Below are 20,977 nucleotides of genomic sequence, written 5' to 3'. Positions count from 1 at the left end.
CAATATGCTTTGATTAATGCTTTGCTTTATAAGCCAAACTACTTAATAGCGTTAAGCCACTGTTCTTTAGTTGCTTTTTCTGCTTGTAGCTTAGATTTACGCTTTGCATCTTTTTCGCTTGCAATCTTAGACTCAAGCTCTTCGAGTTGAGCCTTTAATTGAGCAGCAAAACTAGATTTGCGAGCATCTGCTTCTGGGTCTGCATCTTTCCAAGCAGCGTCTTCAACAGCCTTAATCTTCTTGTCTACATCGTTCAAGCGAGATTCAATTCTGCGCATATCTTCGCGTGGAACAAAGCCAATCTTGTCCCATTCTTCTTGAATCTCAGACAATGCTTTGCGAGCAGCTTTAGCGGCTTCTTCGTCTTTAACAGGAACAAGAGCTTCTGCTTTAACTAGTAATGCTTCCTTCTTGCTAAGATTTTCTTTTTCGCCAGCACTCATCTTTTCTCTATCTTCTTGACGAGCATGGTAGAAAGCATCTGCAGCTTCGCGGAACTTAGTCCACAATTCGTCGTCGTGTTGACGTCCAGCATTTCCAGCCTTCTTCCAGCGGTCCATCAAAGCATTAAACTTCATTGAAGTTTCACGCCATTGAGTGGAGTCCTTTAGGCTTTCTGCTTCTTTTATGATTGCTTCCTTAATCTCCTTAGCACTATTGCGCTCATTGTCTCGCTCTTTAACCCAAGCAGAGCGAGCTTGAGAGAATGCGGAACGAGCCTTGGAAAAACGCTGCCAAAGAGCATCCGCATCCGCCTTGTTTAAGTGAATTGTAGTGCGCTGATGCTGCTGCCACTTATCGAACAGCGAACGGAGCTTATCGGAAAGCGAGCGCCAGTTTGTAGACTCGCCCATTTGTTGAACAAGCGCTTCTGCCTGTTCAACAATTGCTGTGCGATCTTTAAGAGCTTTTTCTAATTCTGCTTTGCGAGCTTTAGCAAGTTCTTCTTTTTTAGATGCAGCTTTAGTTTTTAGCTCGGCGTGTCGCGCGCTTAAAGCGGCAAGATCTCCAACAACAGATGGCTCCTTAAGCTCCGCATCTAAAGTAGCTAAGGTTTCGTCAATTTCCTTTGGCCTTACGTTAGAAGATTCAAGTCTTTTTTCAAAAAGATCAAGCTTGATTTTTAAGTCAAGATAACGGTGTACGTAGAAAGTCAAAGCGTCTTCTGGAGTGCCAGTAGAGTATTGCCCTACTTCGCGTTCTCCACCAGCTTCTCGAACATACACATTTCCATTTTCATCAACACGCCCAAAGGTTTTTGCGCCTTTAACGTCTTCTTCGCTATACGAGATAGCTGGAACAGCAGCAACAACGCGAGCTTTATTTGCTAAGCTTGCAGGCGAAGGAGCATGCGGCTTTGGGGTAGCTTGTTTAGTAGTTTCTATAGGTTTAGTCTGTTCGGTCACGGGACGACTCCTTAGAGCATATGCACGGTAATAGTGTTACGAATAAGTATGACGGTAAGCCATGATTTTTCCGTAACATAACCTATTATAGTGGACATGGTACAAGGCTCATCAATATCTGGTTTTCCGGAGTGGCTTCCAAGCGAGCGCGCTGTTGAGCAGCGTGTTATGGACACATTGCGGGAAGTATTTGAATTAAATGGTTTTATAGGCATTGAAACTCGTGCTGTTGAGCAGGGTTCAAGCTTGTTAAAAAAGGGTGAAACTAGCAAAGAAATATATCTTTTATCTAGATTGCAAGAAGTGGGTCACGAAAGCGACACTCCAGTTGAAAACCGCATTGGATTGCACTTTGATTTAACAGTTCCTCTTAGTAGATATGTTGTTGAACACACTGGCGATTTAGCATTCCCATTTAAGCGTTGGCAAATGCAAAAAGTTTGGCGTGGAGAGCGTCCACAAGAAGGACGTTTCCGTGAGTTCGTTCAAGCAGATATTGACGTTGTAGGCAATGGCGACTTGCCATCTCACTACGAAGTGGAGCTTCCACTTGTTATGGTCGAAGCTTTGGAGCGTTTGCGCGAGTTTGGCTTGCCAAAAGCCACTGTTCACGCAAATAATCGCAAGCTTTCCGAAGGCTTTTATAGAGGAATTGGCTTAAGCGATATTGAAGGTGTTCTTCGAGAAATCGATAAGCTAGATAAGATTGGCGCAAAAGAAGTTGCAAATCTTCTTGTAAAAGAATGCAAAGCTACGGATTCTCAAGCTGCAGCATGCTTAGAGCTTGCAGAGCTTAACGCAAATAGCGGAGAAGAATTAAAGACTAAATTCAACGCTTTATGCGATAAACACAATATTTCTAGGGATTCTAGCAATGAATCTTACGCATTAGCGATTGAAGGTGTAGAAACGCTTGCGATGATTGTAGACGATGCGTCAAAAATTCGTCCAGGATCCGTTGTTGCAGATTTGAAGATTGCGCGCGGCTTGGATTACTACACTGGCTCAGTCTACGAGACGTTCCTAGAAGGCGCTGAATCCCTGGGGTCAATCTGCTCTGGCGGAAGATACGACAATCTTGTTTCTCAAGGAAACAAAAAGTATCCAGGAGTAGGTCTTTCTATAGGACTTTCGCGCTTGCTTTCTTACATGCTTCACACATCTGGAGCTACAGTTTCACGCGTTTCTCCTGCTGCAGTTTTGGTTGCAGTTTGGAACGAAGAAGATAGGCCAGCTTGTAACGAGATTGCTCAAAAGCTTCGCTCTAGAGGAATCGCAACAGACGTATCTCCAAGTGCTGCAAAGCTTGGTAAACAAATCAAGTATGCAGATAAGTTGGGTATTCCATACGTTTGGTTCCCAGAAGATAGCACAGATTCTGAATCCAGCAAAGATGAAGTAAAAAACATTATTACGGGAGAGCAAGTTTGCGCAGACGTTATGTCTTGGCAGCCAGATGACGCATATGCTCATCAAACTGTTTCTTGCGCTCAATAATTGTAATTTGCTTTTTAAGATTTAAGATTTAAGATTTGCAATTTGCTTTTTAAGATTTTAATATTTGAAAGCGCGATTCATGCGGTAAACTATTAAAGTCAAAACAAAAATTAACAAAATTATTCAAACAAGGAAGTGGACTTATGAGCCAGACGGCGTATCGCACACACCATGCCGTTGAAGTGACTGAGACATTAGTTGGACAAAACGTAACCATTGCTGGTTGGGTTGATCGTCGCCGCGACCACGGTGGCGTTGCCTTTGTAGACGTTCGAGACAACACTGGCTTAGTGCAAGTTGTTATTTACGATGAAGAAACTGCGCGACCATTGCGTAGCGAGTTTGTTGTGCAAGTTACTGGCGAAGTTCGCTTGCGTCCAGATGGCAATGAAAATGACCATTTAGCAACAGGAAAAATCGAAATCGTTGCAAATAAAGTAACAATTCTCGCTAAGTCCGATGCGTTACCATTCCAAGTTTCTACAGCTTTGGAAAACGAGTCCGAAAACAAGCTTCCTAGCGAAGACGTACGTTTGAAGTACCGTTATCTTGATTTACGCCGTCCATCTATGCAGCGTAATCTAAAGCTCCGCTCTGATATGGCTAAGGCAGCTCGTCATGCTTTGGAAGATATGGACTTTACAGAAGTAGAAACACCAACATTTATTAAGTCCACTCCAGAAGGCGCTCGCGACTTTGTTGTTCCAGCACGCTTGGTTCCAGGCTCTTGGTACGCTCTTCCACAGTCTCCTCAGCTTTTAAAGCAGTTGCTTATGGTTTCTGGTGTTGAGCGCTACTATCAGCTTGCTCGTTGCTATCGCGATGAAGACTTCCGTGCAGATCGTCAGCCTGAGTTCACTCAGCTCGATATGGAAATGAGCTTTGCAAGCCAAGAAGATGTTATGGCTATGGCAGAGCGCGTTATCGCTGCTATTTGGAAGGAAGCAGGCCACGAAATCACTTTTCCTTTGCCTCGAATCACTTGGCAAGAAGCAATGGATAAGTACGGTTCCGATAAGCCAGATTTGCGTTTTGGAAACCCACTTATTGAGTTGACTGACTTCTTTAAGAACACTCCATTCCGCGTGTTCCAAGCTCCTTATGTTGGCGCTGTGCTCTTTAAGGGCGGTGCCGAAACACCTCGTCGTCAGTTTGACGCTTGGCAGGATTGGGCTAAGCAGCGCGGTGCTAAGGGTTTGGCTTATATAATCTTTGGTGAAGATGGTGAGCTCAAGGGCCCTGTTGCTAAGAATCTTAGCGAAGAAGAACGCGCAGGACTTAAGGAAGCTGTTGGTGCGCAGGATGGCGATGCTGTGTTCTTTGCAGCAGGAAGCCGTGAATCTTCTCAGCTTTTGCTTGGTGCAGTTCGTGTAGAGCTTGCTAGCCGCGCAGGATTGCTTCACCCAGACGAGTTTGCTTTCACTTGGGTTGTTGACTTCCCACTGTTTAAGCGCACAGATGATCCAGACGATGACGATGTTGCAGTTGGCCACTCAAAGTGGACTTCTATGCATCATCCATTTACAATGCCATCTGCTGATTGGATTGACAAGTTCGATAAAGACCCAGAGCATGCAATGAGCGATTCTTACGACATTGTTTGCAACGGAAACGAGATGGGCGGCGGCTCTGTTCGTATTCATCGCGATGATATTCAAGACCGTGTGCTTGACGTTCTTGGAATCGACAAAGCAGAGGCAGAAGAAAAGTTTGGATTCTTGCTTGAAGCGTTTAAGTATGGTGCTCCACCTCACGCTGGTATTGCTTTGGGCTGGGATCGTACTGCTGCGATTTTGGCAGGCGCAAGCTCGATTCGCGACGTAATCGCCTTCCCTAAGGCTGGTGGCGGTCGCGATCCTCTAACTGGCGCTCCTGCTCCAATCTCTGCCGAACAGCGTGCAGAAACTGGCGTTGACTACGATCCAGAAGAAGACGAGTAGTCGCAAGCGTTAAACAAGAATTAATATTCGTATATGCCGTTAAGTCGTTTGGTTAACTAAACCAAAATCAAGGCTTAACGGCATTTTTTTAAGTAAAATTAACATTTTTGTATCATTTTTAATGTTTTTCGTAACTTTATAGGTGGTTAAAAGTAACTATTACGATAAACGCATGTAACACAAGAACATTAAAATCCTTTTTATGGATACTAAATTAAACAACACAAAAAAAGTAGCACAGCCATTGGTGGAACTTAGCCATGTTGAAAAACATTATGGCAAGCTTCACGTTTTGAAAGATATTAACTTAACAGTTAATAAAGGCGAAGTGCTTGTTATTATTGGACCTTCTGGTTCTGGCAAGTCAACAATGTGCAGGACGATTAATCGTCTTGAAACAATCGACTCGGGAGATATTCGCATTGATGGTAAGCCTCTTCCTCAAGAAGGAAAAGAACTTGCTGCATTGCGCGCAGAAGTTGGAATGGTGTTCCAATCTTTTAATCTTTTTGCAAACAAGACGATTCTAGAAAACGTTACGCTTGCTCCTATTAAGGTTCGCCATATGGAACAGCAAGAAGCGGAAAGTTTAGCAATGGATCTTCTTGCAAGAGTTGGTGTAGATAATCAAGCAAACAAGATGCCTTCTCAGCTTTCTGGAGGTCAGCAGCAGCGAGTGGCAATTGCTCGCGCGCTTGCAATGCACCCAAAGGTTATGCTTTTTGATGAGCCTACATCCGCGCTTGATCCAGAAATGGTTAACGAAGTTCTTGATGTTATGGTTGAGCTTGCAAAAGAAGGTATGACAATGATTTGCGTTACTCACGAGATGGGCTTTGCGCGTAAAGCTGCAGACAAAATCGTGTTTATGGCAGATGGTCGTATTCTTGAGCAAAATACGCCAGAAGAGTTCTTTGAGAATCCAAAGACAGATAGAGCAAAAGACTTCCTTTCAAAGATTTTGACTCATTAATTTGATTCTTAATTGAAATCATTAATATCGATTTTTAAGTCTTTAAGAGGTAGCTATGAAATATTTACACAATATTGCTCTTAAGTGTAAGCGTTGCAGACTGGGATTCAGGCATACATATCGCGCAATTTTATCTATGGTTTGCGTATTGTGCTGCGTTTTCCCGCTTAGCGCTTGCAGTAGCGATAATCGAAGCAATGTAATACGCATTGGTATTAAGTTTGATCAGCCTGGTCTTGGTTTCAAAAAGTCTGGAACCTACGTTGGTTTTGATGTAGACGTTGCAAAGTATGTTGCCAAAAAGTTGGGTTACTCCGAAGATAGAATTGTTTGGAAGGAATCGCCTTCAAAACAGCGCGAAGCAATGCTTCAAAATGGCGATGTAGATATGATTGTTGCAACATATTCCATAACAGATGCCAGAAAAAACGCTGTTTCTTTTGCAGGACCATATTTTATTGCTGGTCAAGATTTATTGGTTCGTAAAGACGAGCATAAAGTAAGCGGTCCAGACGATTTAGATGGAAAGCGCTTATGCTCCGTAACTGGCTCAACGTCTGCAATAGTTATTAAAGAGAAATACTCTTCAAAAGTTCAACTTATGCAACAGCCTGGATATGCAGAGTGCGCAACAGCATTATTCTCTGGAATCGTAGACGCTGTTACAACAGACGATATTATTCTCGCTGGTCTTGCTACAGCATCTAGAGGCAGACTAAAGCTTGTTGGTAAGCCATTTACCGAAGAACACTACGGAATTGGCATTAAAAAAGGAAACACTAAGCTAGCTAAGCGCATTAATGCTGCTCTTAAAGACATGATTAAAAATGGTTCATGGAAAAGAGCTTTAGACGATAACATGCGCGGAACTGGTTTTAAGCCAAACGCAAAGTATAATCCGCCAGTACCAGAAGAGGGGGAGGAGTAAAATGCAAGACTTTGTGCAATTATTTACCTCATACAATATTCCAGGAGCATTCTTAGTGAATATTGAAATCACATTGTGGAGCGTGCTTTTTTCCACGATTCTTGGCGTGATTCTAGTTATGATGAGGATTTGCCCAATCCATTCGCTTCGTCTTATTGCAGGCGCATACGTTGAGTTCTTTAAGAATATGCCTCTAACTATAATCATGGTTTTTATGGTTCTTGGCGTGTACGCACAGCTAAAGCTCGGTTTTTCCACTGTTTTTAGCGTAAACTTCTTCTGGCTTGCAATTGCTGGCTTGAGTTTTTACACTGCAGCATTTGTTTGCGAATCTTTAAGATCTGGCTTAAACACTGTACCTTTGGGTCAGGCAGAAGCATGTAGGGCGCTTGGACTTAACTTCTTCCAATCTGCTTCTAGTGTTATTTTGCCTCAAACTTTCTGCGGATCTGTAGCACCACTTGGAAACACGTTTATTGCGTTGCTTAAAAATTCCACTGTTGCCGCTGCTGCATCTGTTGCTACAGAAACATCTACTCTTATGAGCGAGATGATTGAAAGGCACGCAGATTTGATTGTTCCAATCTTTTTGATTTTTGCGTGCGGATACATTGTTTTGATTATTCCAATCGGTATTCTCACAACTTATTTGTCTAATAAGCTTGCGGTTAGAAGGTGATAAAAATGGCAAAAGAACAAGAAAAATCTCTGTTATTTGATGCGCCTGGACCTAAGGCTCTAAAGAAGATTCGTATTGCAAATATTATTGCATGCGTTGTGTTTGCGCTTTTTGTTATTGCTTTGCTTTTAAGACTTAGCAATCCTCCAGAAGGCGAGAACCAGCTTTCGTGGGCATTGTGGAATCCAGCTGTAGAATCGGAAGCTTGGAGCGATTTTTATCTTCCAGGATTGTGGATGACTCTTAAAGCTTCACTTCTTGCTGTTGTAGGCTCAATAGTTTTTGGACTCTTATTTGGTCTTTTAAGACTATTGCCTAGCTTGATTCTTCGTAGCATTTCTGCAGTTGTCGTTGAGTTTTGCCGAGCTGTACCAGTGCTTTTGCTTATGATCTTCCTTTGGCGAGGATTTGCATTTGCTGGAATAAGTGGAGCGTCTTATTGGGCTGTTGTTTTGTCTTTGATTTTGTACAACGGTTCTGTTGTTGCAGAGTTAGTTCGATCTGGCGTTGGAAATCTTCCTAACGGTCAGCGCGAAGCATCTTTAGCTCTTGGACTTTCGCAATATCAATCTTTAACACAAATCGAAATGCCGCAAGCAATAATCGCAATGCTTCCAGCAGCTGTAACTCAGCTTGTTGTTGTGTTAAAAGATACTGCATTGGGTTCCATAATTATGTACACTGATTTGCTTCAGGAATCTAGACGACTTGGATCAATGTACTTTAACATTTTGCAAACTTTGACTGTTGCTGCAGTTGTATACTTCTTGATTTGCTGGGCGCTTTCTTGGTTTGCTGAATGGCTTCCATCAAAGCTTAGTAGCAGAACTGCAGCTCCAACAGAGCCTGAACCTGTTGCACCAATCGCAATTATGGATCCTTCTAACGTGAATCAGATTGCTGTTGCTAAGGAAGTTAAAGAGCTGCCACATGGTGGAACTCCTAGAAAGTACCACGTGCATCACCGCGGCACAAACGCTTCTATTCACCATTGGCGTCGTACGCGTTACTTGCAAGGCTACGATGAGCATCATCTAGAAACAGGTGACGAGAATCTAGAAGATAGTCAAAATACTAACCAAGATAAAAATAATAAAAAGCATGATTAATCTTAACTTTTAGATTAATCATGGATTGATAGCGCAATGGGTTTGATTCCGCCTATTGCGCTATTTTTATTCGTTTGATTTTATTAATTTGAACAAAACGCTTTTAGCATTTACAAAAAACACTGCTAAACATGTTCAAAATAAAAATCGATAAAAATCTACACAATCATGTTAAAAATCGTGTTGTGATGTGTCGTTATTGAAAGATATCATAGCAAAGATATGCTTGCGTTCGCCGTTATGACTGGAGGAAAGTTTTATGACTATCGCACAAGCGGGGGAAAGCAAGTCTCGTAGAGTTTTATTGAAACTCTCGGGAGAAGCATTTGGCGGTGGCGCCGTTGGTATAGATACTCATGTTATTCGTAGAATTGCTGGCGAGATTGTAAAAGCAGTGCATGAAGGCGTGCAAGTTGCAATTGTTGTTGGCGGCGGAAACTTCTTCCGCGGTGCAGAGCTTCAACAAGCTGGCATCGATCGTAGTCGCGGCGATTACATGGGTATGCTTGGAACTGTTATGAATTGCTTAGCTTTGCAAGATTTTCTTGAACAAGCAGGGCAGGCAACTCGCGTTCAAACTGCTATAACAATGGGTCAAGTTGCTGAGCCTTATATTCCACTTAAAGCAATTCGACACTTAGAAAAAGGCCGAGTTGTGATTTTTGGTGCAGGCGCTGGCATGCCTTATTTTTCAACCGATACCGTTTCTATTCAGCGTTCTTTAGAGATTCATTGCGATGAAGTTCTAATGGGTAAGAATGGCGTTGACGGAGTTTATAGTGCAGATCCTCGTAAAGATCCTAATGCTAAAAAATTCCTCACTCTTAATTACCATCGCGCGCTTGTTGATGGTCTTGCTGTTATGGACGCTTCTGCGCTTTCTATGGCTAGAGACAACAACCAAAAGATTCGCGTGTTTGGCTTAGAAGGAGAAGGAAACGTTACTCGTGCATTAGTCGGAGATCAAATTGGAACTTTGGTTTCTAACGACGAGCCTACGTTTGCTTAATAGATGAAATATTAGTGAATAATCACCAATAAATAAATCATCAATAAATAAAACATGCAAATTAGGAAATAATTTAACAACGTAAAATTTAACAATCACAAAATTTATAAATAGAATTTTAATTGGCACAACTAATACCAATAAAGGAGAACACATGCCAGCGATTATTGATCAGGCTCTTGAACAAATGAACAAGTCTGTTGAAGCTACAAAAGAAAACTTTATGGGCATTAGGACTGGTCGAGCTAATCCTGCTCTTCTTAATGGCATTATGGTTGACTATTATGGTGCTCCAACTCCTATTAAGGCTGTAGCTTCTATTGGCGTTCCAGAGCCAAGAACTCTTTCTGTTACTCCTTTTGACGCATCGCAAGCAAATGCTGTTGAAAAAGCTATTCGCGATTCAGATTTGGGTGTTAGCCCTAACAGAGATGGCAATGTTATTCGCGTTACAATGCCAGAGCTTACTGAAGATAGACGTAAGGAATACGTAAAGCTTGCTAAGACCAAGGCAGAAGAAGGCAAGGTTGCTGTTAGAAATATTCGTCGCAAGACTAAAGAAAGCATTGATAAGTCTGTTAAAGATGGCGAAATTGGCGAAGATGAAGGCGATCGCTTGCAAAAAGAACTAGATAAAGTAACTAAGCAAGTTACCGATTCCTTAGATGCTTTGCTAGAAGGCAAGCAGAAGGAAATCATGGAGGTTTGATTCTTTGGATTCAAATGCTACAAACGATGCTTATGAAGCTTTAACAGATATAAACAAGCGAACTGGCAGGAACATGCCACAAGCTATTGCAACTGCAGTGCTGCTGATTGCTGTAATTGTGGCATGTCTTCTTGTAAGTATAGATGCTTTTGTTGTTCTTTTAACTGTTTTTATGCTTCTTGCATTGTGGGAATTGCACGTTGACTTTGCTACAGCGGGGTTTAGGATTCCTTTTGCTATACTGTCTATTTGCTCGGTTATTACGATTTTTTCAACCTTCTACGCAAAGTGGCATGCAGTTGCAATGGCAAGTGGAATAACAGCCTCGCTTATTTTAACTGTTATTTTTGCAACTCTAAATAGCACTGTATCTAAAAGAACTATGCGTGCTGTAGAAAAGAAACTACAGCATGCAACTTCTAAAAGCCCAAAAGCTAGTACTTTTACTAATACAGCTGTTTCGTTGTTTGTAGTGTTGTATATTCCTCTTCTTGCTTCTTGCATTATTTTATCTATAGCTGATTCTAAACAAGCTGTAGCGCACGCAATGCTACTTATATTTTTACCTGCTTTAAGCGATACGGGCGGACTTTTTGCTGGAGCATGGTTAGGTAAACATAAGCTTTCTCCACGAATATCTCCAAAAAAGTCTGTTGAAGGACTTATAGGATCTATGCTTCTTGCACTAATCGGAGCTTACGCGATTGTTGCTGGATTCTATGGAACATCTTGGATTAAATTCTGGTGGATGCCTGCTGTTATGGGCATTTTGTCTGGAATTGTTGGAACTTTTGGTGATTTGTGCGCATCTATGCTTAAACGAGATATTGGCATTAAAGACATGGGTCATTTGCTTAAAGGTCATGGCGGTGTTCTAGATAGAGTGGACTCAATCTTGCTGTGCGCGCCAGTTTTAATGGCCTTAATCAAAGCAGTTGGATTCTAATATTAATTTTTACCAATTAAACGTTTTAACAAAAGTCCTTATGTTTTGTTGAAAGTAAAAGAAAATAAAGGAAAGTAAAGAATATGACGATTTGTGCTATTCCTAGTCCAAGTATTTCTCAAATTACATTCGGACCTATTACATTAAGATTTTATGCGCTTTCGATTCTTGCTGGAGCACTAGTCGCAATTTGGATTGCAAATCGCAGATGGAAGCGAGAAGGTGGAGATTTTAACCAAATTTTAGATATAGCTCTTGTAAGCCTTCCTATGGGAATTGTTGGCGCGCGTCTATATCACGTTATTACAACTCCAGAGAAGTTTTTTGGCGCAAATGGCGATTTTCTAGAAATTTTTAGGATTTGGAATGGTGGACTTGGAATCTGGGGCGGAGTGATACTCGGATCTTTGGCTGCTAGTGCATTTTGCACGTACAGAAAATATCCTATAAGCCTACTTGCTGATTGTGCAGCTCCTGCATTGCTTGTAGCTCAAGGAATAGGGCGTTTAGGCAATTGGTTTAATCAAGAACTTTATGGCGCTCCTACAAAACTTCCATGGGGATTAAAACTTAATTATTCGGCATCAAATGCAATTGGTCACGCTGAAAGATGCTACGACGGTCTTACATGCCCAGAAGGCACACTTTTCCATCCAACGTTCTTGTACGAGATGCTTTGGAATTTTGCAGGCGCTGCTTTGCTTATATGCTTTAGCAAAGCGCTTAAAAGCAAGCTTAAGTCTGGTTCAGAGTTTGTTCTTTACGTAATGTGGTATACAGCTGGAAGAATGTGGATTGAAGCTTTACGTATTGATTTTTCACACACTTTCCTTGGAGTAAGAATTAACGTTTGGGTGTCGATTGCAATTTTTATTGCTTCGATTATTGTTTTTGTTATTTTGCAAAATAGTAAAAAATCGCGGGCAAATCTTGTGAACCGTTTGATTGACATTACAGCATACGAGCGTGAGCGTGAACTTCAATCCAAAGTAAAAATGGTTTCCAAAAACGAAGCGAAAGAGGAATCTAAGTTAAATAGTTAGATTTAGTTAGATTTTGCTTTTCTAGTCGCTTGCTTTTCTTAGAATGGAACACATGAATATACAAATAGCACCTAGCATTCTTTCTGCAGATTTTTGCAATCTTGAAAGAGATCTTATAGCAATTTCCAACGCTGATCTTGTTCATGTTGATGTTATGGATCATCATTTTGTACCAAATTTGACTTTGGGGGAGCCGATTGTAAAGCGCATTTGCGAAGTTACTAATCTTCCTGTAGATGTTCATTTGATGATTGAGGATCCAGACCGTTGGGCACCAGAATACGCTAAGCTCGGGGCTGATTCTGTTAGCTTCCACATGGGTGCAACTCACGCTCCTGTGCGCCTTGCTCGTCAGCTTAGAGATATGGGTTGCAAAGCTTGCTTTGCGGTTCGCCCAGCTGAGCCAGTTGAGCCTATTTTCGATATTTTAGATGAGTTCGACATGGTTCTTATTATGACTGTAGAGCCTGGTTTTGGTGGTCAAAAGTTCTTAAGCAATCAAATGAACAAGGTTCGCCGCTTACGCGATGAGATTACGCGCCGCGGACTAAGCACGCATATTCAGGTTGACGGCGGAGTTAGCCCATCTACTGCTGCAACTGTTGCGCAAGCTGGAGCAGATGTTCTTGTTGCTGGCTCTGCAGTTTACGGAGCAAGTAGCCCAGCTCAAGCAATTGATTCTATTCGTAATATTGCTCAAGAAGCTTGGCGTGCGTAGAAATATTGGGGCATAAGAGTGCCCCAATATTTTATTATTCGCAATAGTATTAGTATTGAAATTTTATTTTTAGCAAGTTTTAAGGAAATTAGGTATGGTCAAATTCGTTTATAGTCAGGAATACAGTCCTGAAGCGCTTAATCGAGTTCTTACTGTGCCTAATGTTATTAGCTTTTTAAGAATATGCTCAATACCTTATCTTGCTGTTTTAATTGCGCAACACAAAATGTGGCCTGCTTTAATTGTTCTTGCAATTGCTGCACTTTCTGATTGTATTGACGGTTATATTGCAAGAACTTTTAATCAAGTTAGCAAATTAGGTCAGATTCTAGACCCAATTGCAGATAGGCTTCTTATAGTTTGCAGCACATTAGCTTTAGCATTTGCAAAGATTATACCTTGGTGGGCATTAGCTTTAGTTGTTTTGCGAGACGCAATAATGGCAATTTTAATTGTGATTCTTGCACAATACGACTATGGCCCTTTGCCTGTTAATTTTATGGGCAAAACTGGAACAGCATTGCTAATGGTAACTATTGTTCTATTTATGATTGTTTTCGCGATTGCAACAGAGCCAATGCTTATTCTATATGCTGCTGCAATTGCATGTGCGATTTGGGGAATAACGCTTTATTGGTTTGCGGGAATATTATATTGCATACAAGCTTATAAGCTACTAATAAAAAAGGCTAAATAATTCTTACGATTTTTGAAAACTAATCAATAACAACGGATGAATCATGGTGGAAAAGACTTCTAATCTAAATCAAAGCGGAGATTATGCCTCTAGTGGCAAAGCTCCAGAGTCTTTTCCTGCTCCAACTGTTGTTTTGTTTTCTAAGCGCAGAGCAGTATTTTCTAAATCCGTGTTTAATTTAGGCGCTCATCACGTTACAAATTCATCGTATACTTTTTCGTCGCATCGAGATAGGCGTCGTAGGCTTGAAGATTATTCTCTTAGACTAATAGATGATTTAAGCAACAGGCCAGTGGATCCGCTTTTTATGGATTCTAGACTAAATAAGCAAAATGTTAGCAAGATTAGTATTTGGATTACAAGAATAATTGTTTTTTTAATTTGCATTGCTGTTGGTACTGTTGGTAGCCAATTTGTACGTAAACTACACGCTGATTCGCGTAAAGCTATACGCGTATCTTTAGCGAACGAGCTTACGACTCACGCAAGCAGATTCGATAATCTTGTTAAAGAAGTTGCAAAGCTTCACGCTAGTGTAGACAAAGAGTCTAAAAGAATTAACACTCCGTACGAAAATCAAGTTGATAAATCCGACAACATGACTAATGGTACTCACGCTGTATATGGGCCTGGTGTTGTTTTAACTATTGCAAATCCTATTTCTGCAAGTAACGATGTTTCTAATGGCTCTATTCCTAGAGAAATGTCTAAAGGAGCTAGAATCAAGGTTGTTAGCGATAGGGATATTCAAATCTTTGTTTCCATTCTTTGGGATGCTGGAGCGGAAGCAATATCAGTTAACGGATACAGGATTGGCTCTCAAACATCAATTCGTACTGCAGGATCCACAATTCTTGTTGGTGTTAATCAAACTCAAAGCCCGTATACGATTGAGGCAATAGGAGACAGCTCTAGCCTTATTGAAAAGTTAAATTCTCAAAAGCATTCTGAATGGTTTACTTCTCTTACAAATGCTGGTATTAATCCACAAGTTTCAACTACTAATAACTTAAAGTTGTCGGCAGCTGGAACTGGAGAAGTCAATTTTGCAAAAGAGTTGACTAGTAGAAGATAGGAAAGATAGGAAATAGGTTATGACAGCTATTCTTGGATTGATTTTAGGAGCACTTATTGGCATTGTTGTGCATCCAGATATTCCAGTGGTTATTCAACCGTATTTGCCAATCATGGTGCTTGCTGCACTAGATGCTCTTCTTGGCGCTGCTAGAGCTTATTTCGAGCGCAGCTTTTCCGACAAAGTGTTTGTTATTTCGTTCTTCTCAAATGTTATTGCTGCAACGCTTTTAGTTTTGCTTGGCAACCAGCTTGGAGTTGGTGCACAATTGCAAACAGCTGTTATTGTTGTTTTAGGAATACGAATCTTCTCTAACGTTTCTGCAATTCGTCGTTTTATATTTAGGGGATAGATTCAGGGGATAATATGAAACATCCACTTGCGAATACTTCAAAAAACAGCGTAAAAAACAATGAATTAAGCGATAATAATATTGATAAAAATGTAGACAATATTGTTAAACGGCTTCATCGCCAGCATGCTAAAGATCGAGAAAGCGACCGCACGCAAACGGGTTCCTTCCCAATCGTTAAGCGCAAAAATAAGCCATCTTTGCAAGGTCATGTTACTAGAACGCGCATTATAACAGGCTTGCTTGTTATGCTTCTTTGCGCTCTTCTTAGCTTTGCATATATGATTCAAGTAAATCGAAGTGCTCTTGTGTATCAAACTATGAGCGAAGATGAGCTTACGCGATTGATCACGGAAACTAATTCTCAAATACAAAATCTTGAGCAGCGAAAGTTTGAATTAACAAGTCAGCTTAATTCTCTAAAAGCATCTGTTAATAAGCAAGAAGAAGCTGCTAGAATTGCTAAGCAAAATTCGCAAACAAGCGGCTTGATTTCTGGTAGACTTCCAGCAATCGGAAAAGGTGTAATTATTCATATTACAGCTGGAGAAAAAGAGCGTGTAGATGCTGCAACCATGTTTCAACTTATAGAGGAGCTTCGCAACGCTGGCGTGGAAGTTATGTCTATTAATGATATTCGCATTGTTACTTCTACTTATATTTCCGACACTAAGCATGGATTGCTGTGCGATGGAATTGAGATAAATCCTCCTTACATAGTTAAGGCGATTGGCGATGCGCAAAATTTGCAAAACGCCGTAAATATTGCAGGGGGAGTTGGATCTAGATTAAAAGTTAAATTTGGCGCTTCCGTATACGTTTCAACGCCTGAAGAGGTTGAGATTCGTTCAACACGCGAACCAAAACAGTACCAATACGCAAAACCGGTCGAATAAGAAGGTAAAATAGCAATTATGACTGAACCTATTCCTACAGCTGGTGAAACAACCATTATTGGCATGCCAGCAATAACTATTCCAATAAACTCGAACGCAGACCGTCCACTAAAACAGGATGATTTAGACACAATAGCAAAACTGCTGCCAGGCACCGCTTTGCTTATTTCTACGCGTGGAGCAGTTTCTGGGTCTCGTTATTTGTTAGACGAAGATGTTGTATCGGTTGGGCGTGATTCTAGAGCAGATATTATGCTTGACGATTCTACTGTTTCTAGAGCGCATGCTGTTTTTAGAAGGAATGGGAACGTTTTTAGCATTGCAGATGCGGGCAGCTTAAACGGAACATATGTTAATCGTAATCGAGTTGATGAAGCAGTTCTTAATAATGGCGATGAGATTATGATTGGCAAATATCGCTTAATGTTCTTTACGCAAAGTGCTGTTAGTAAACGATAGCGATAAACACAATAAACACAATAAACAATAATGGTATTGAAAAACTCTTCTAAAAAGAATGCGCTGGCCGATTTTGATGAATCTAATAATCAGCCAGTGCAGGGGGAGTTGTTTTCTTTTTCTAGCGATGGAGAAGAGTCCGTAGGATATCGCGGAAGCGTTGCAATGAAGATTGCTGGAATAACCTATAGGCAACTTGATTATTGGGCTAGAAAAAACATTATTGTGCCTTCGATTAATCCTTCACACGGGTCTGGATCCAGACGTTTATATTCTTTCAAAGATATTTCTATTATGGCGGTTGCTAAGCGACTTTTAGACGCTGGCGTAAATCTTACAAACGTTACAACAGCTATAGTTTTTTTGAATTGTTATAGTGTTAATCATCTTGAGAGCATGACAATAATTTGCGATGGTCAATCTGTTATGGAATGTAACAATAATCAAGAAAACATGTTTAGCATGCTCGAAGGCGGCTCAGCTGTTTTTGCAATCGCAGTTGGATGCATTGTTAAGCAAGTACGAGCTGATTTATCTAAAGAATCTTAAAACTAAAGAATCTTAAAACATAAAATTTATATCATATTGAAAATATTGAAATATTAAGAATAAAAAAATAATGAATAATAAAAAATGAAAGTGGTGTGCTGATTCTAATTTCTTATGTAGTGTGTTGTATTCGTGATTTATCACAAATCTGACATAACGTACATTATCGGATACTTATATAGAATTATTTTTATATAGAAATATTATTTGCGCAAAGTATTATCAAAATATTCATCAATAGCAATGCTCAAATCACAAACATTGTCAATAATTCTATAAGCACCGTGCTTTTTAAGCTCACCAGACTCTGCGTAGCCCCAAGCGCAACCAAGACAATCAATGTAGCATGCTGATGCGCCATCTGCGTCCGTCCATCGGTCGCCAACCATTAATGCCTTGTCTAGCGAATAGTCAAAACCAATATTTTTCAAAACATAGCGAATAACTTGGTCTTTTTTAATTCTAGACATATCGGCACTTGCGCCGTAAATTCCATCAATCAAATCTGTTAAACCAAAATAATCACAAATAGGCTTAACTTGATATTCTGGCTTGCAAGATGCTGTAGCAAGATAATATCCAGATTCACGTAGTTTCTTTAATTGTTCTGGAATACCTTCGTAAACCTTATTCAAAAGACTTCCAGTGATTTTACTACCACTAGGATTTTTCGGATCTGTAAAAGTTGCAACTTCGGAATAATACTTTCGATATAACTTTACGCCTTCTAATTGCAAATCTTCTGGCATGCCATTTCGTTGAAAAGATTCAAGAATAGACGGTCCTACAAATCGCATCATCTCTTCATCGTCTGGAATTTGCATTCCTAAATCGCTCATAGCTCTTTTAGCACACGCAATAATTCCCATATGAGATTGAGTCAAAGTGCCATCTAAATCAAGCAAAACAACTTTCATGGAGTTTTCCCTAAAATCCTAAATTAAATAATTAATATTAGTGATTAATCACAAAATTAAAGTAAAACTACACATCAAAGACTACTCGTAATCAGGAATCCAACCTTCGTGATGCATTTTCAAGCGCTTATCAAGCAAAGCTTTTAGCTCTTCTTCGCTTCTACGCTCTAAAAGCATATCCCAATGAGTTCGAGTTGGCTTATTAAAATCATCATCTGGCCTATCTGCGTCGCCTTCTTTATGCGCTAAAGCGCCGCAACGGCATTCCCATTCTTCTGGAACTTCTGCACCTTGAGCAAGAGGGAGAATAGTCCTATGCCCTTTAGGACAAACATATGTAACATCATTACGAGCTGCAAAATCAACATTATCGTCGGATTCTAGCGACTTTGCACCAATGCTCATACCACGTAAACTGCGTTCTGCCATATTATATTCTCCTTTTAGTTTCCATTATAAAGCTAGCGAATTGCACGGACTATAAAGACTAAACATCACAATAGGCTACTACCCCACGATTAATTATTTGAACTGCTTCATATGCTTTGTGTGCTAAAGAATCGTCTACATTAGGCAAAATTCTTAAATAATCGCTAAGAACAGCAAGCTGATTAAGCAAGTCTATAAGTCTTTTAGCAAAGCGCACAAAATCTCCACCCGTAATATCCGTATTTTGCAAAATATCAAGCAAGTCAGCGCCTTGTGCCCAATCGTATATAAGGTCTACTGCGCCAAAATCCAGCGATTTCAACGCATCAAGATGATTGTTTAAGCACATATTGCTTATGCGCATAAACAATTCTTTTAATCTAGAAACAGTATTGAATACAGCACCGTCTAATCCACCAGGATATCTTCTTGGCTCTGATCCCACTGGCCCTCTAGACTCATAAACCAAAGAAGATACACAACTCAACAGCTCAATAGGAGTTAAATCGTTAAAAATACCTTCGCAAATAGCTTGCGCAAAAACAACATCAAGCTCGTTATAAAGTCGTCTAAGAAGCTGACCCTTATTAGTCAAAACAAACGTATTACCTGTTTGTTTTAAGTAATCCAAACTACATAAAACATTACAAATGTTGTCAAAACATCTTGCAACAGAACCAGTTCTAGAATTATAACGTTCTTTAACTTGATTTAGCTCTTTTGTTTCTCTAGCCCAATAATATCCCCAATGTAAATGGTTTTGAATATCTGGGCAATTTGCACAAGGATGGTTTCTTTCTTGAATGCGCAAGCTAGCAATTTTGTTATCTAACTCTTTGAAAGCATTTGAACGCTCTAAATCGCTAGAAAACAGAGTATGCTTAAGTTTTCTACGCTGATCATGTTGAGCGTCTTTAAGGCGCATTCTAAGAGTCATAAACTCAGCAAAATCGCCATTAGAACAATGGAAAGCTTGCTCATAGCCACTAATCGCCTCTTGAAGCTCTTCAATACGACTCAAAAGGCGCGTTGCAGAAGCATTTGCTTCCCATTGCGCAAACGAGCTGCTAAGTGTTACTCGAGCTGTTTTTGCATCGCTATTATTAAGAAGATTAACAGCCATGTTAAAAGTTGGAACAAAGCTAGAGTGAAGAGGATAAACACGCTTGCTAGAAAGAGAAGCCGCTTTAGCTGGGTCAAAATCAGGATTGTCTATTAAAACAGCATGACCAATATCGTCAATTCCACGCCTGCCAGCTCGGCCAGTAAGTTGAGTAAACTCTCCAGGAGTAAGAGGAACATGACCTGTGCCATCATACTTAACTAGCTTTTCTACAACAACGCTCCTAGCTGGCATATTTAAGCCTAAAGCAAGCGTTTCTGTAGCAAAAATAATCTTAATAAGACCACGCTCAAAAAGAGTTTCAACAATATGCCTAAAAATCGCAATCATGCCTGCGTGATGAGCCGCGAATCCTTGTTCCAAAGCATATCTAAAGCGTTCAAATCTAAGCGCTTTTAAGTCACTTTTAGAAAGCTTATTTTGCGAGATCATTGAATCAACAATTCTACGAATCTCGTACATCTCTTCATCGCTTGTAAGGGCTAGACCAGCGTTTAAGCATTGCTGAACAGCTTGATCACAACCAGAACGTGAGAAAATAAAGTAAATCCCAGGAAGCATATTAAGATAATCAAGCTCGTCAATAACAGCCCATCTTTTAGGAGTATGACGAACAGTTAAAGACGACTTGGAATTTTTTTGTAAATCACTAGAACGATCTCGCAATTTTCTTCTAGAAAATCGCCCTTTAGAGAATCTCTTATCTTTACTTAAATAAGAAGATTTTTTGCGCAAAGCAGCGTTTTCCCACTGGCTTAACTTTCTAGTTAAAGCAAGATTTACACGATTCGTTGCATTACCATTTTTGTCTGTATCGTAAAGATTAAGAAGCTCTGGCTCTGTTTGGCCATCTTTTTGAATAATAACATGACGTTCAAGAGGAACAGGCCTATGCTCATCTACGATTAAATGAGTGTTTCCGCGAACAGAAGAAATCCATGCGCTAAAATCTTCAACATTAGAAACAGTTGCCGAAAGTCCAATAATTTTAACGCTTTGCGGAAGATGAATAATAACTTCTTCCCAAACTGCTCCTCGGAATTTATCTGCTAAATAATGCACCTCGTCTAAAACAACAAATCCAAGAGAATTAAGTGTTATTGAACGCTCATAAAGCATATTGCGTAAGACTTCTGTTGTCATAACAACAATATCTGCTTCACTGTTAACAGACGTGTCTCCTGTTAAAAGACCAACTTTATTAGATCCATAAACTTCACAAAAATCATGATATTTTTGGTTACTAAGAGCCTTGATTGGAGTTGTATAGAAGGTTTTAACACCACGATTAACGCCCAAAAAAACAGCAAAATCTGCTACAACCGTTTTACCAGCGCCTGTAGGAGCAGCAACAAGAACATTATCTCCATTTTCTAGAGCATCAATTGCTTCAAGTTGAAAATCATCCAAGTCAAAACTTAAAGAGCTTTCAAATTTTGCAGCCATTGATTTAGAATGCTGCAAAGTCTTGCGAAACGCACTAAATCGTTGCGACGGAGATAATGGGAGCGTAGTCATAAACT

The 20,977-nt window shown here is 40.2% G+C and carries 21 protein-coding genes; 17 read left to right on the top strand and 4 right to left on the bottom strand.

From position 1 onward, the window contains the following. Positions 1-38: 38 nt before the first annotated feature. The gene (locus tag HXT36_RS02000) at positions 39-1,406 is read right to left on the bottom strand and encodes a DUF349 domain-containing protein (RefSeq protein ID WP_016792050.1); all 1,368 of its coding nucleotides are present in this window, start codon (positions 1,404-1,406) and stop codon (positions 39-41) included. 96 nt (positions 1,407-1,502) lie between these two features. Between HXT36_RS02000 and hisS the strand changes: the two genes are divergently transcribed. From hisS to HXT36_RS01915, 17 genes are all read left to right on the top strand, one after another. Then, positions 1,503-2,903: a histidine--tRNA ligase gene (gene hisS / locus HXT36_RS01995; RefSeq protein ID WP_016635324.1), complete on the top strand. Its 1,401-nt coding sequence runs from the start codon at positions 1,503-1,505 to the stop codon at positions 2,901-2,903. 143 nt (positions 2,904-3,046) lie between these two features. Further along, positions 3,047-4,843: an aspartate--tRNA ligase gene (aspS, locus tag HXT36_RS01990; protein WP_421779107.1), complete on the top strand. Its 1,797-nt coding sequence runs from the start codon at positions 3,047-3,049 to the stop codon at positions 4,841-4,843. A 202-nt stretch (positions 4,844-5,045) separates the two neighbouring features. Further along, positions 5,046-5,816, top strand: a complete 771-nt coding sequence (locus tag HXT36_RS01985; RefSeq protein WP_004137994.1) for an amino acid ABC transporter ATP-binding protein — start codon at positions 5,046-5,048, stop codon at positions 5,814-5,816. A gap of 55 nt (positions 5,817-5,871) precedes the next feature. Beyond that, positions 5,872-6,744 (top strand): glutamate ABC transporter substrate-binding protein, encoded by an 873-nt coding sequence (locus HXT36_RS01980; RefSeq protein WP_032815674.1) that lies wholly within the window; start codon positions 5,872-5,874, stop codon positions 6,742-6,744. Between the two features lies 1 nt (position 6,745). Then, positions 6,746-7,423, top strand: a complete 678-nt coding sequence (locus tag HXT36_RS01975) for an ABC transporter permease subunit (RefSeq protein WP_248899164.1) — start codon at positions 6,746-6,748, stop codon at positions 7,421-7,423. Between the two features lie 5 nt (positions 7,424-7,428). Next, complete coding sequence (locus tag HXT36_RS01970) at positions 7,429-8,532, top strand: amino acid ABC transporter permease (protein WP_032816806.1); 1,104 nt, start codon at positions 7,429-7,431, stop codon at positions 8,530-8,532. A gap of 259 nt (positions 8,533-8,791) precedes the next feature. Next, positions 8,792-9,541 (top strand): UMP kinase, encoded by a 750-nt coding sequence (gene pyrH, locus HXT36_RS01965; RefSeq protein ID WP_016635319.1) that lies wholly within the window; start codon positions 8,792-8,794, stop codon positions 9,539-9,541. Positions 9,542-9,695: 154 nt separating this feature from the next. Further along, entirely contained in the window at positions 9,696-10,250 is a 555-nt protein-coding gene (gene frr, locus HXT36_RS01960) for a ribosome recycling factor (protein WP_016635318.1), read from the top strand. 4 nt (positions 10,251-10,254) lie between these two features. Further along, complete coding sequence (locus tag HXT36_RS01955; protein WP_004130869.1) at positions 10,255-11,196, top strand: phosphatidate cytidylyltransferase; 942 nt, start codon at positions 10,255-10,257, stop codon at positions 11,194-11,196. Between the two features lie 83 nt (positions 11,197-11,279). Continuing rightward, the gene (gene lgt / locus HXT36_RS01950; protein WP_421779102.1) at positions 11,280-12,239 is read left to right on the top strand and encodes a prolipoprotein diacylglyceryl transferase; all 960 of its coding nucleotides are present in this window, start codon (positions 11,280-11,282) and stop codon (positions 12,237-12,239) included. A gap of 52 nt (positions 12,240-12,291) precedes the next feature. Continuing rightward, on the top strand, positions 12,292-12,957 hold the full coding sequence (rpe, locus tag HXT36_RS01945) for a ribulose-phosphate 3-epimerase (RefSeq protein WP_004130865.1): 666 nt from the start codon (positions 12,292-12,294) through the stop codon (positions 12,955-12,957). Between the two features lie 94 nt (positions 12,958-13,051). Next, positions 13,052-13,654 (top strand): CDP-alcohol phosphatidyltransferase family protein, encoded by a 603-nt coding sequence (locus tag HXT36_RS01940; protein WP_016792034.1) that lies wholly within the window; start codon positions 13,052-13,054, stop codon positions 13,652-13,654. 43 nt (positions 13,655-13,697) lie between these two features. After that, a complete protein-coding gene (locus tag HXT36_RS01935) occupies positions 13,698-14,729 on the top strand; it encodes a DUF881 domain-containing protein (protein ID WP_421779099.1) in 1,032 nt (343 codons plus the stop codon). A 19-nt stretch (positions 14,730-14,748) separates the two neighbouring features. Then, positions 14,749-15,081 (top strand): small basic family protein, encoded by a 333-nt coding sequence (locus tag HXT36_RS01930; protein ID WP_004130859.1) that lies wholly within the window; start codon positions 14,749-14,751, stop codon positions 15,079-15,081. A 14-nt stretch (positions 15,082-15,095) separates the two neighbouring features. After that, positions 15,096-15,977 carry a DUF881 domain-containing protein gene (locus HXT36_RS01925; protein WP_016792031.1) on the top strand — a complete coding sequence of 294 codons (882 nt, stop codon included), beginning with the start codon at positions 15,096-15,098 and terminating at the stop codon, positions 15,975-15,977. 18 nt (positions 15,978-15,995) lie between these two features. Further along, positions 15,996-16,436 carry an FHA domain-containing protein gene (locus tag HXT36_RS01920; protein ID WP_016635312.1) on the top strand — a complete coding sequence of 147 codons (441 nt, stop codon included), beginning with the start codon at positions 15,996-15,998 and terminating at the stop codon, positions 16,434-16,436. Between the two features lie 30 nt (positions 16,437-16,466). Beyond that, complete coding sequence (locus HXT36_RS01915) at positions 16,467-16,985, top strand: MerR family transcriptional regulator (RefSeq protein WP_410294347.1); 519 nt, start codon at positions 16,467-16,469, stop codon at positions 16,983-16,985. A gap of 203 nt (positions 16,986-17,188) precedes the next feature. Here the strand turns inward: HXT36_RS01915 and HXT36_RS01910 are convergent, their stop codons facing one another. The 3 genes from HXT36_RS01910 to HXT36_RS01900 form a co-directional block, all read right to left on the bottom strand. After that, entirely contained in the window at positions 17,189-17,902 is a 714-nt protein-coding gene (locus tag HXT36_RS01910; protein ID WP_421779096.1) for an HAD hydrolase-like protein, read from the bottom strand. 81 nt (positions 17,903-17,983) lie between these two features. Beyond that, positions 17,984-18,331, bottom strand: coding sequence for an RNA polymerase-binding protein RbpA (locus HXT36_RS01905; RefSeq protein ID WP_004130843.1), 348 nt, complete (start codon positions 18,329-18,331; stop codon positions 17,984-17,986). Between the two features lie 58 nt (positions 18,332-18,389). After that, on the bottom strand, positions 18,390-20,972 hold the full coding sequence (locus HXT36_RS01900; RefSeq protein WP_421779093.1) for a DEAD/DEAH box helicase: 2,583 nt from the start codon (positions 20,970-20,972) through the stop codon (positions 18,390-18,392). Between the last annotated feature and the right edge of the window lie 5 nt (positions 20,973-20,977).

It is taken from the genome of Gardnerella sp. DNF01144 (genome assembly GCF_049244245.1).
Classification (GTDB): domain Bacteria; phylum Actinomycetota; class Actinomycetes; order Actinomycetales; family Bifidobacteriaceae; genus Bifidobacterium; species Bifidobacterium piotii.
Note: the sequence above shows the minus strand (reverse complement) of the source record. Positions and strands in the feature narration are given on the sequence as shown.

Bases quoted from the DNA above. Each gene is read 5' to 3' on its own strand.
- hisS (WP_016635324.1), top strand. From the start codon at position 1,503: ATGGTACAAGGCTCATCAATATCTGGTTTTCCGGAGTGGCTTCCAAGC.
- aspS (WP_421779107.1), top strand. From the start codon at position 3,047: ATGAGCCAGACGGCGTATCGCACACACCATGCCGTTGAAGTGACTGAG.
- HXT36_RS01985 (WP_004137994.1), top strand. From the start codon at position 5,046: ATGGATACTAAATTAAACAACACAAAAAAAGTAGCACAGCCATTGGTG.
- HXT36_RS01980 (WP_032815674.1), top strand. From the start codon at position 5,872: ATGAAATATTTACACAATATTGCTCTTAAGTGTAAGCGTTGCAGACTG.
- HXT36_RS01975 (WP_248899164.1), top strand. From the start codon at position 6,746: ATGCAAGACTTTGTGCAATTATTTACCTCATACAATATTCCAGGAGCA.
- HXT36_RS01970 (WP_032816806.1), top strand. From the start codon at position 7,429: ATGGCAAAAGAACAAGAAAAATCTCTGTTATTTGATGCGCCTGGACCT.
- pyrH (WP_016635319.1), top strand. From the start codon at position 8,792: ATGACTATCGCACAAGCGGGGGAAAGCAAGTCTCGTAGAGTTTTATTG.
- frr (WP_016635318.1), top strand. From the start codon at position 9,696: ATGCCAGCGATTATTGATCAGGCTCTTGAACAAATGAACAAGTCTGTT.
- lgt (WP_421779102.1), top strand. From the start codon at position 11,280: ATGACGATTTGTGCTATTCCTAGTCCAAGTATTTCTCAAATTACATTC.
- rpe (WP_004130865.1), top strand. From the start codon at position 12,292: ATGAATATACAAATAGCACCTAGCATTCTTTCTGCAGATTTTTGCAAT.
- HXT36_RS01940 (WP_016792034.1), top strand. From the start codon at position 13,052: ATGGTCAAATTCGTTTATAGTCAGGAATACAGTCCTGAAGCGCTTAAT.
- HXT36_RS01935 (WP_421779099.1), top strand. From the start codon at position 13,698: ATGGTGGAAAAGACTTCTAATCTAAATCAAAGCGGAGATTATGCCTCT.
- HXT36_RS01930 (WP_004130859.1), top strand. From the start codon at position 14,749: ATGACAGCTATTCTTGGATTGATTTTAGGAGCACTTATTGGCATTGTT.
- HXT36_RS01925 (WP_016792031.1), top strand. From the start codon at position 15,096: ATGAAACATCCACTTGCGAATACTTCAAAAAACAGCGTAAAAAACAAT.
- HXT36_RS01920 (WP_016635312.1), top strand. From the start codon at position 15,996: ATGACTGAACCTATTCCTACAGCTGGTGAAACAACCATTATTGGCATG.
- HXT36_RS01915 (WP_410294347.1), top strand. From the start codon at position 16,467: ATGGTATTGAAAAACTCTTCTAAAAAGAATGCGCTGGCCGATTTTGAT.
- HXT36_RS01910 (WP_421779096.1), bottom strand. From the start codon at position 17,902: ATGAAAGTTGTTTTGCTTGATTTAGATGGCACTTTGACTCAATCTCAT.
- HXT36_RS01905 (WP_004130843.1), bottom strand. From the start codon at position 18,331: ATGGCAGAACGCAGTTTACGTGGTATGAGCATTGGTGCAAAGTCGCTA.
- HXT36_RS01900 (WP_421779093.1), bottom strand. From the start codon at position 20,972: ATGACTACGCTCCCATTATCTCCGTCGCAACGATTTAGTGCGTTTCGC.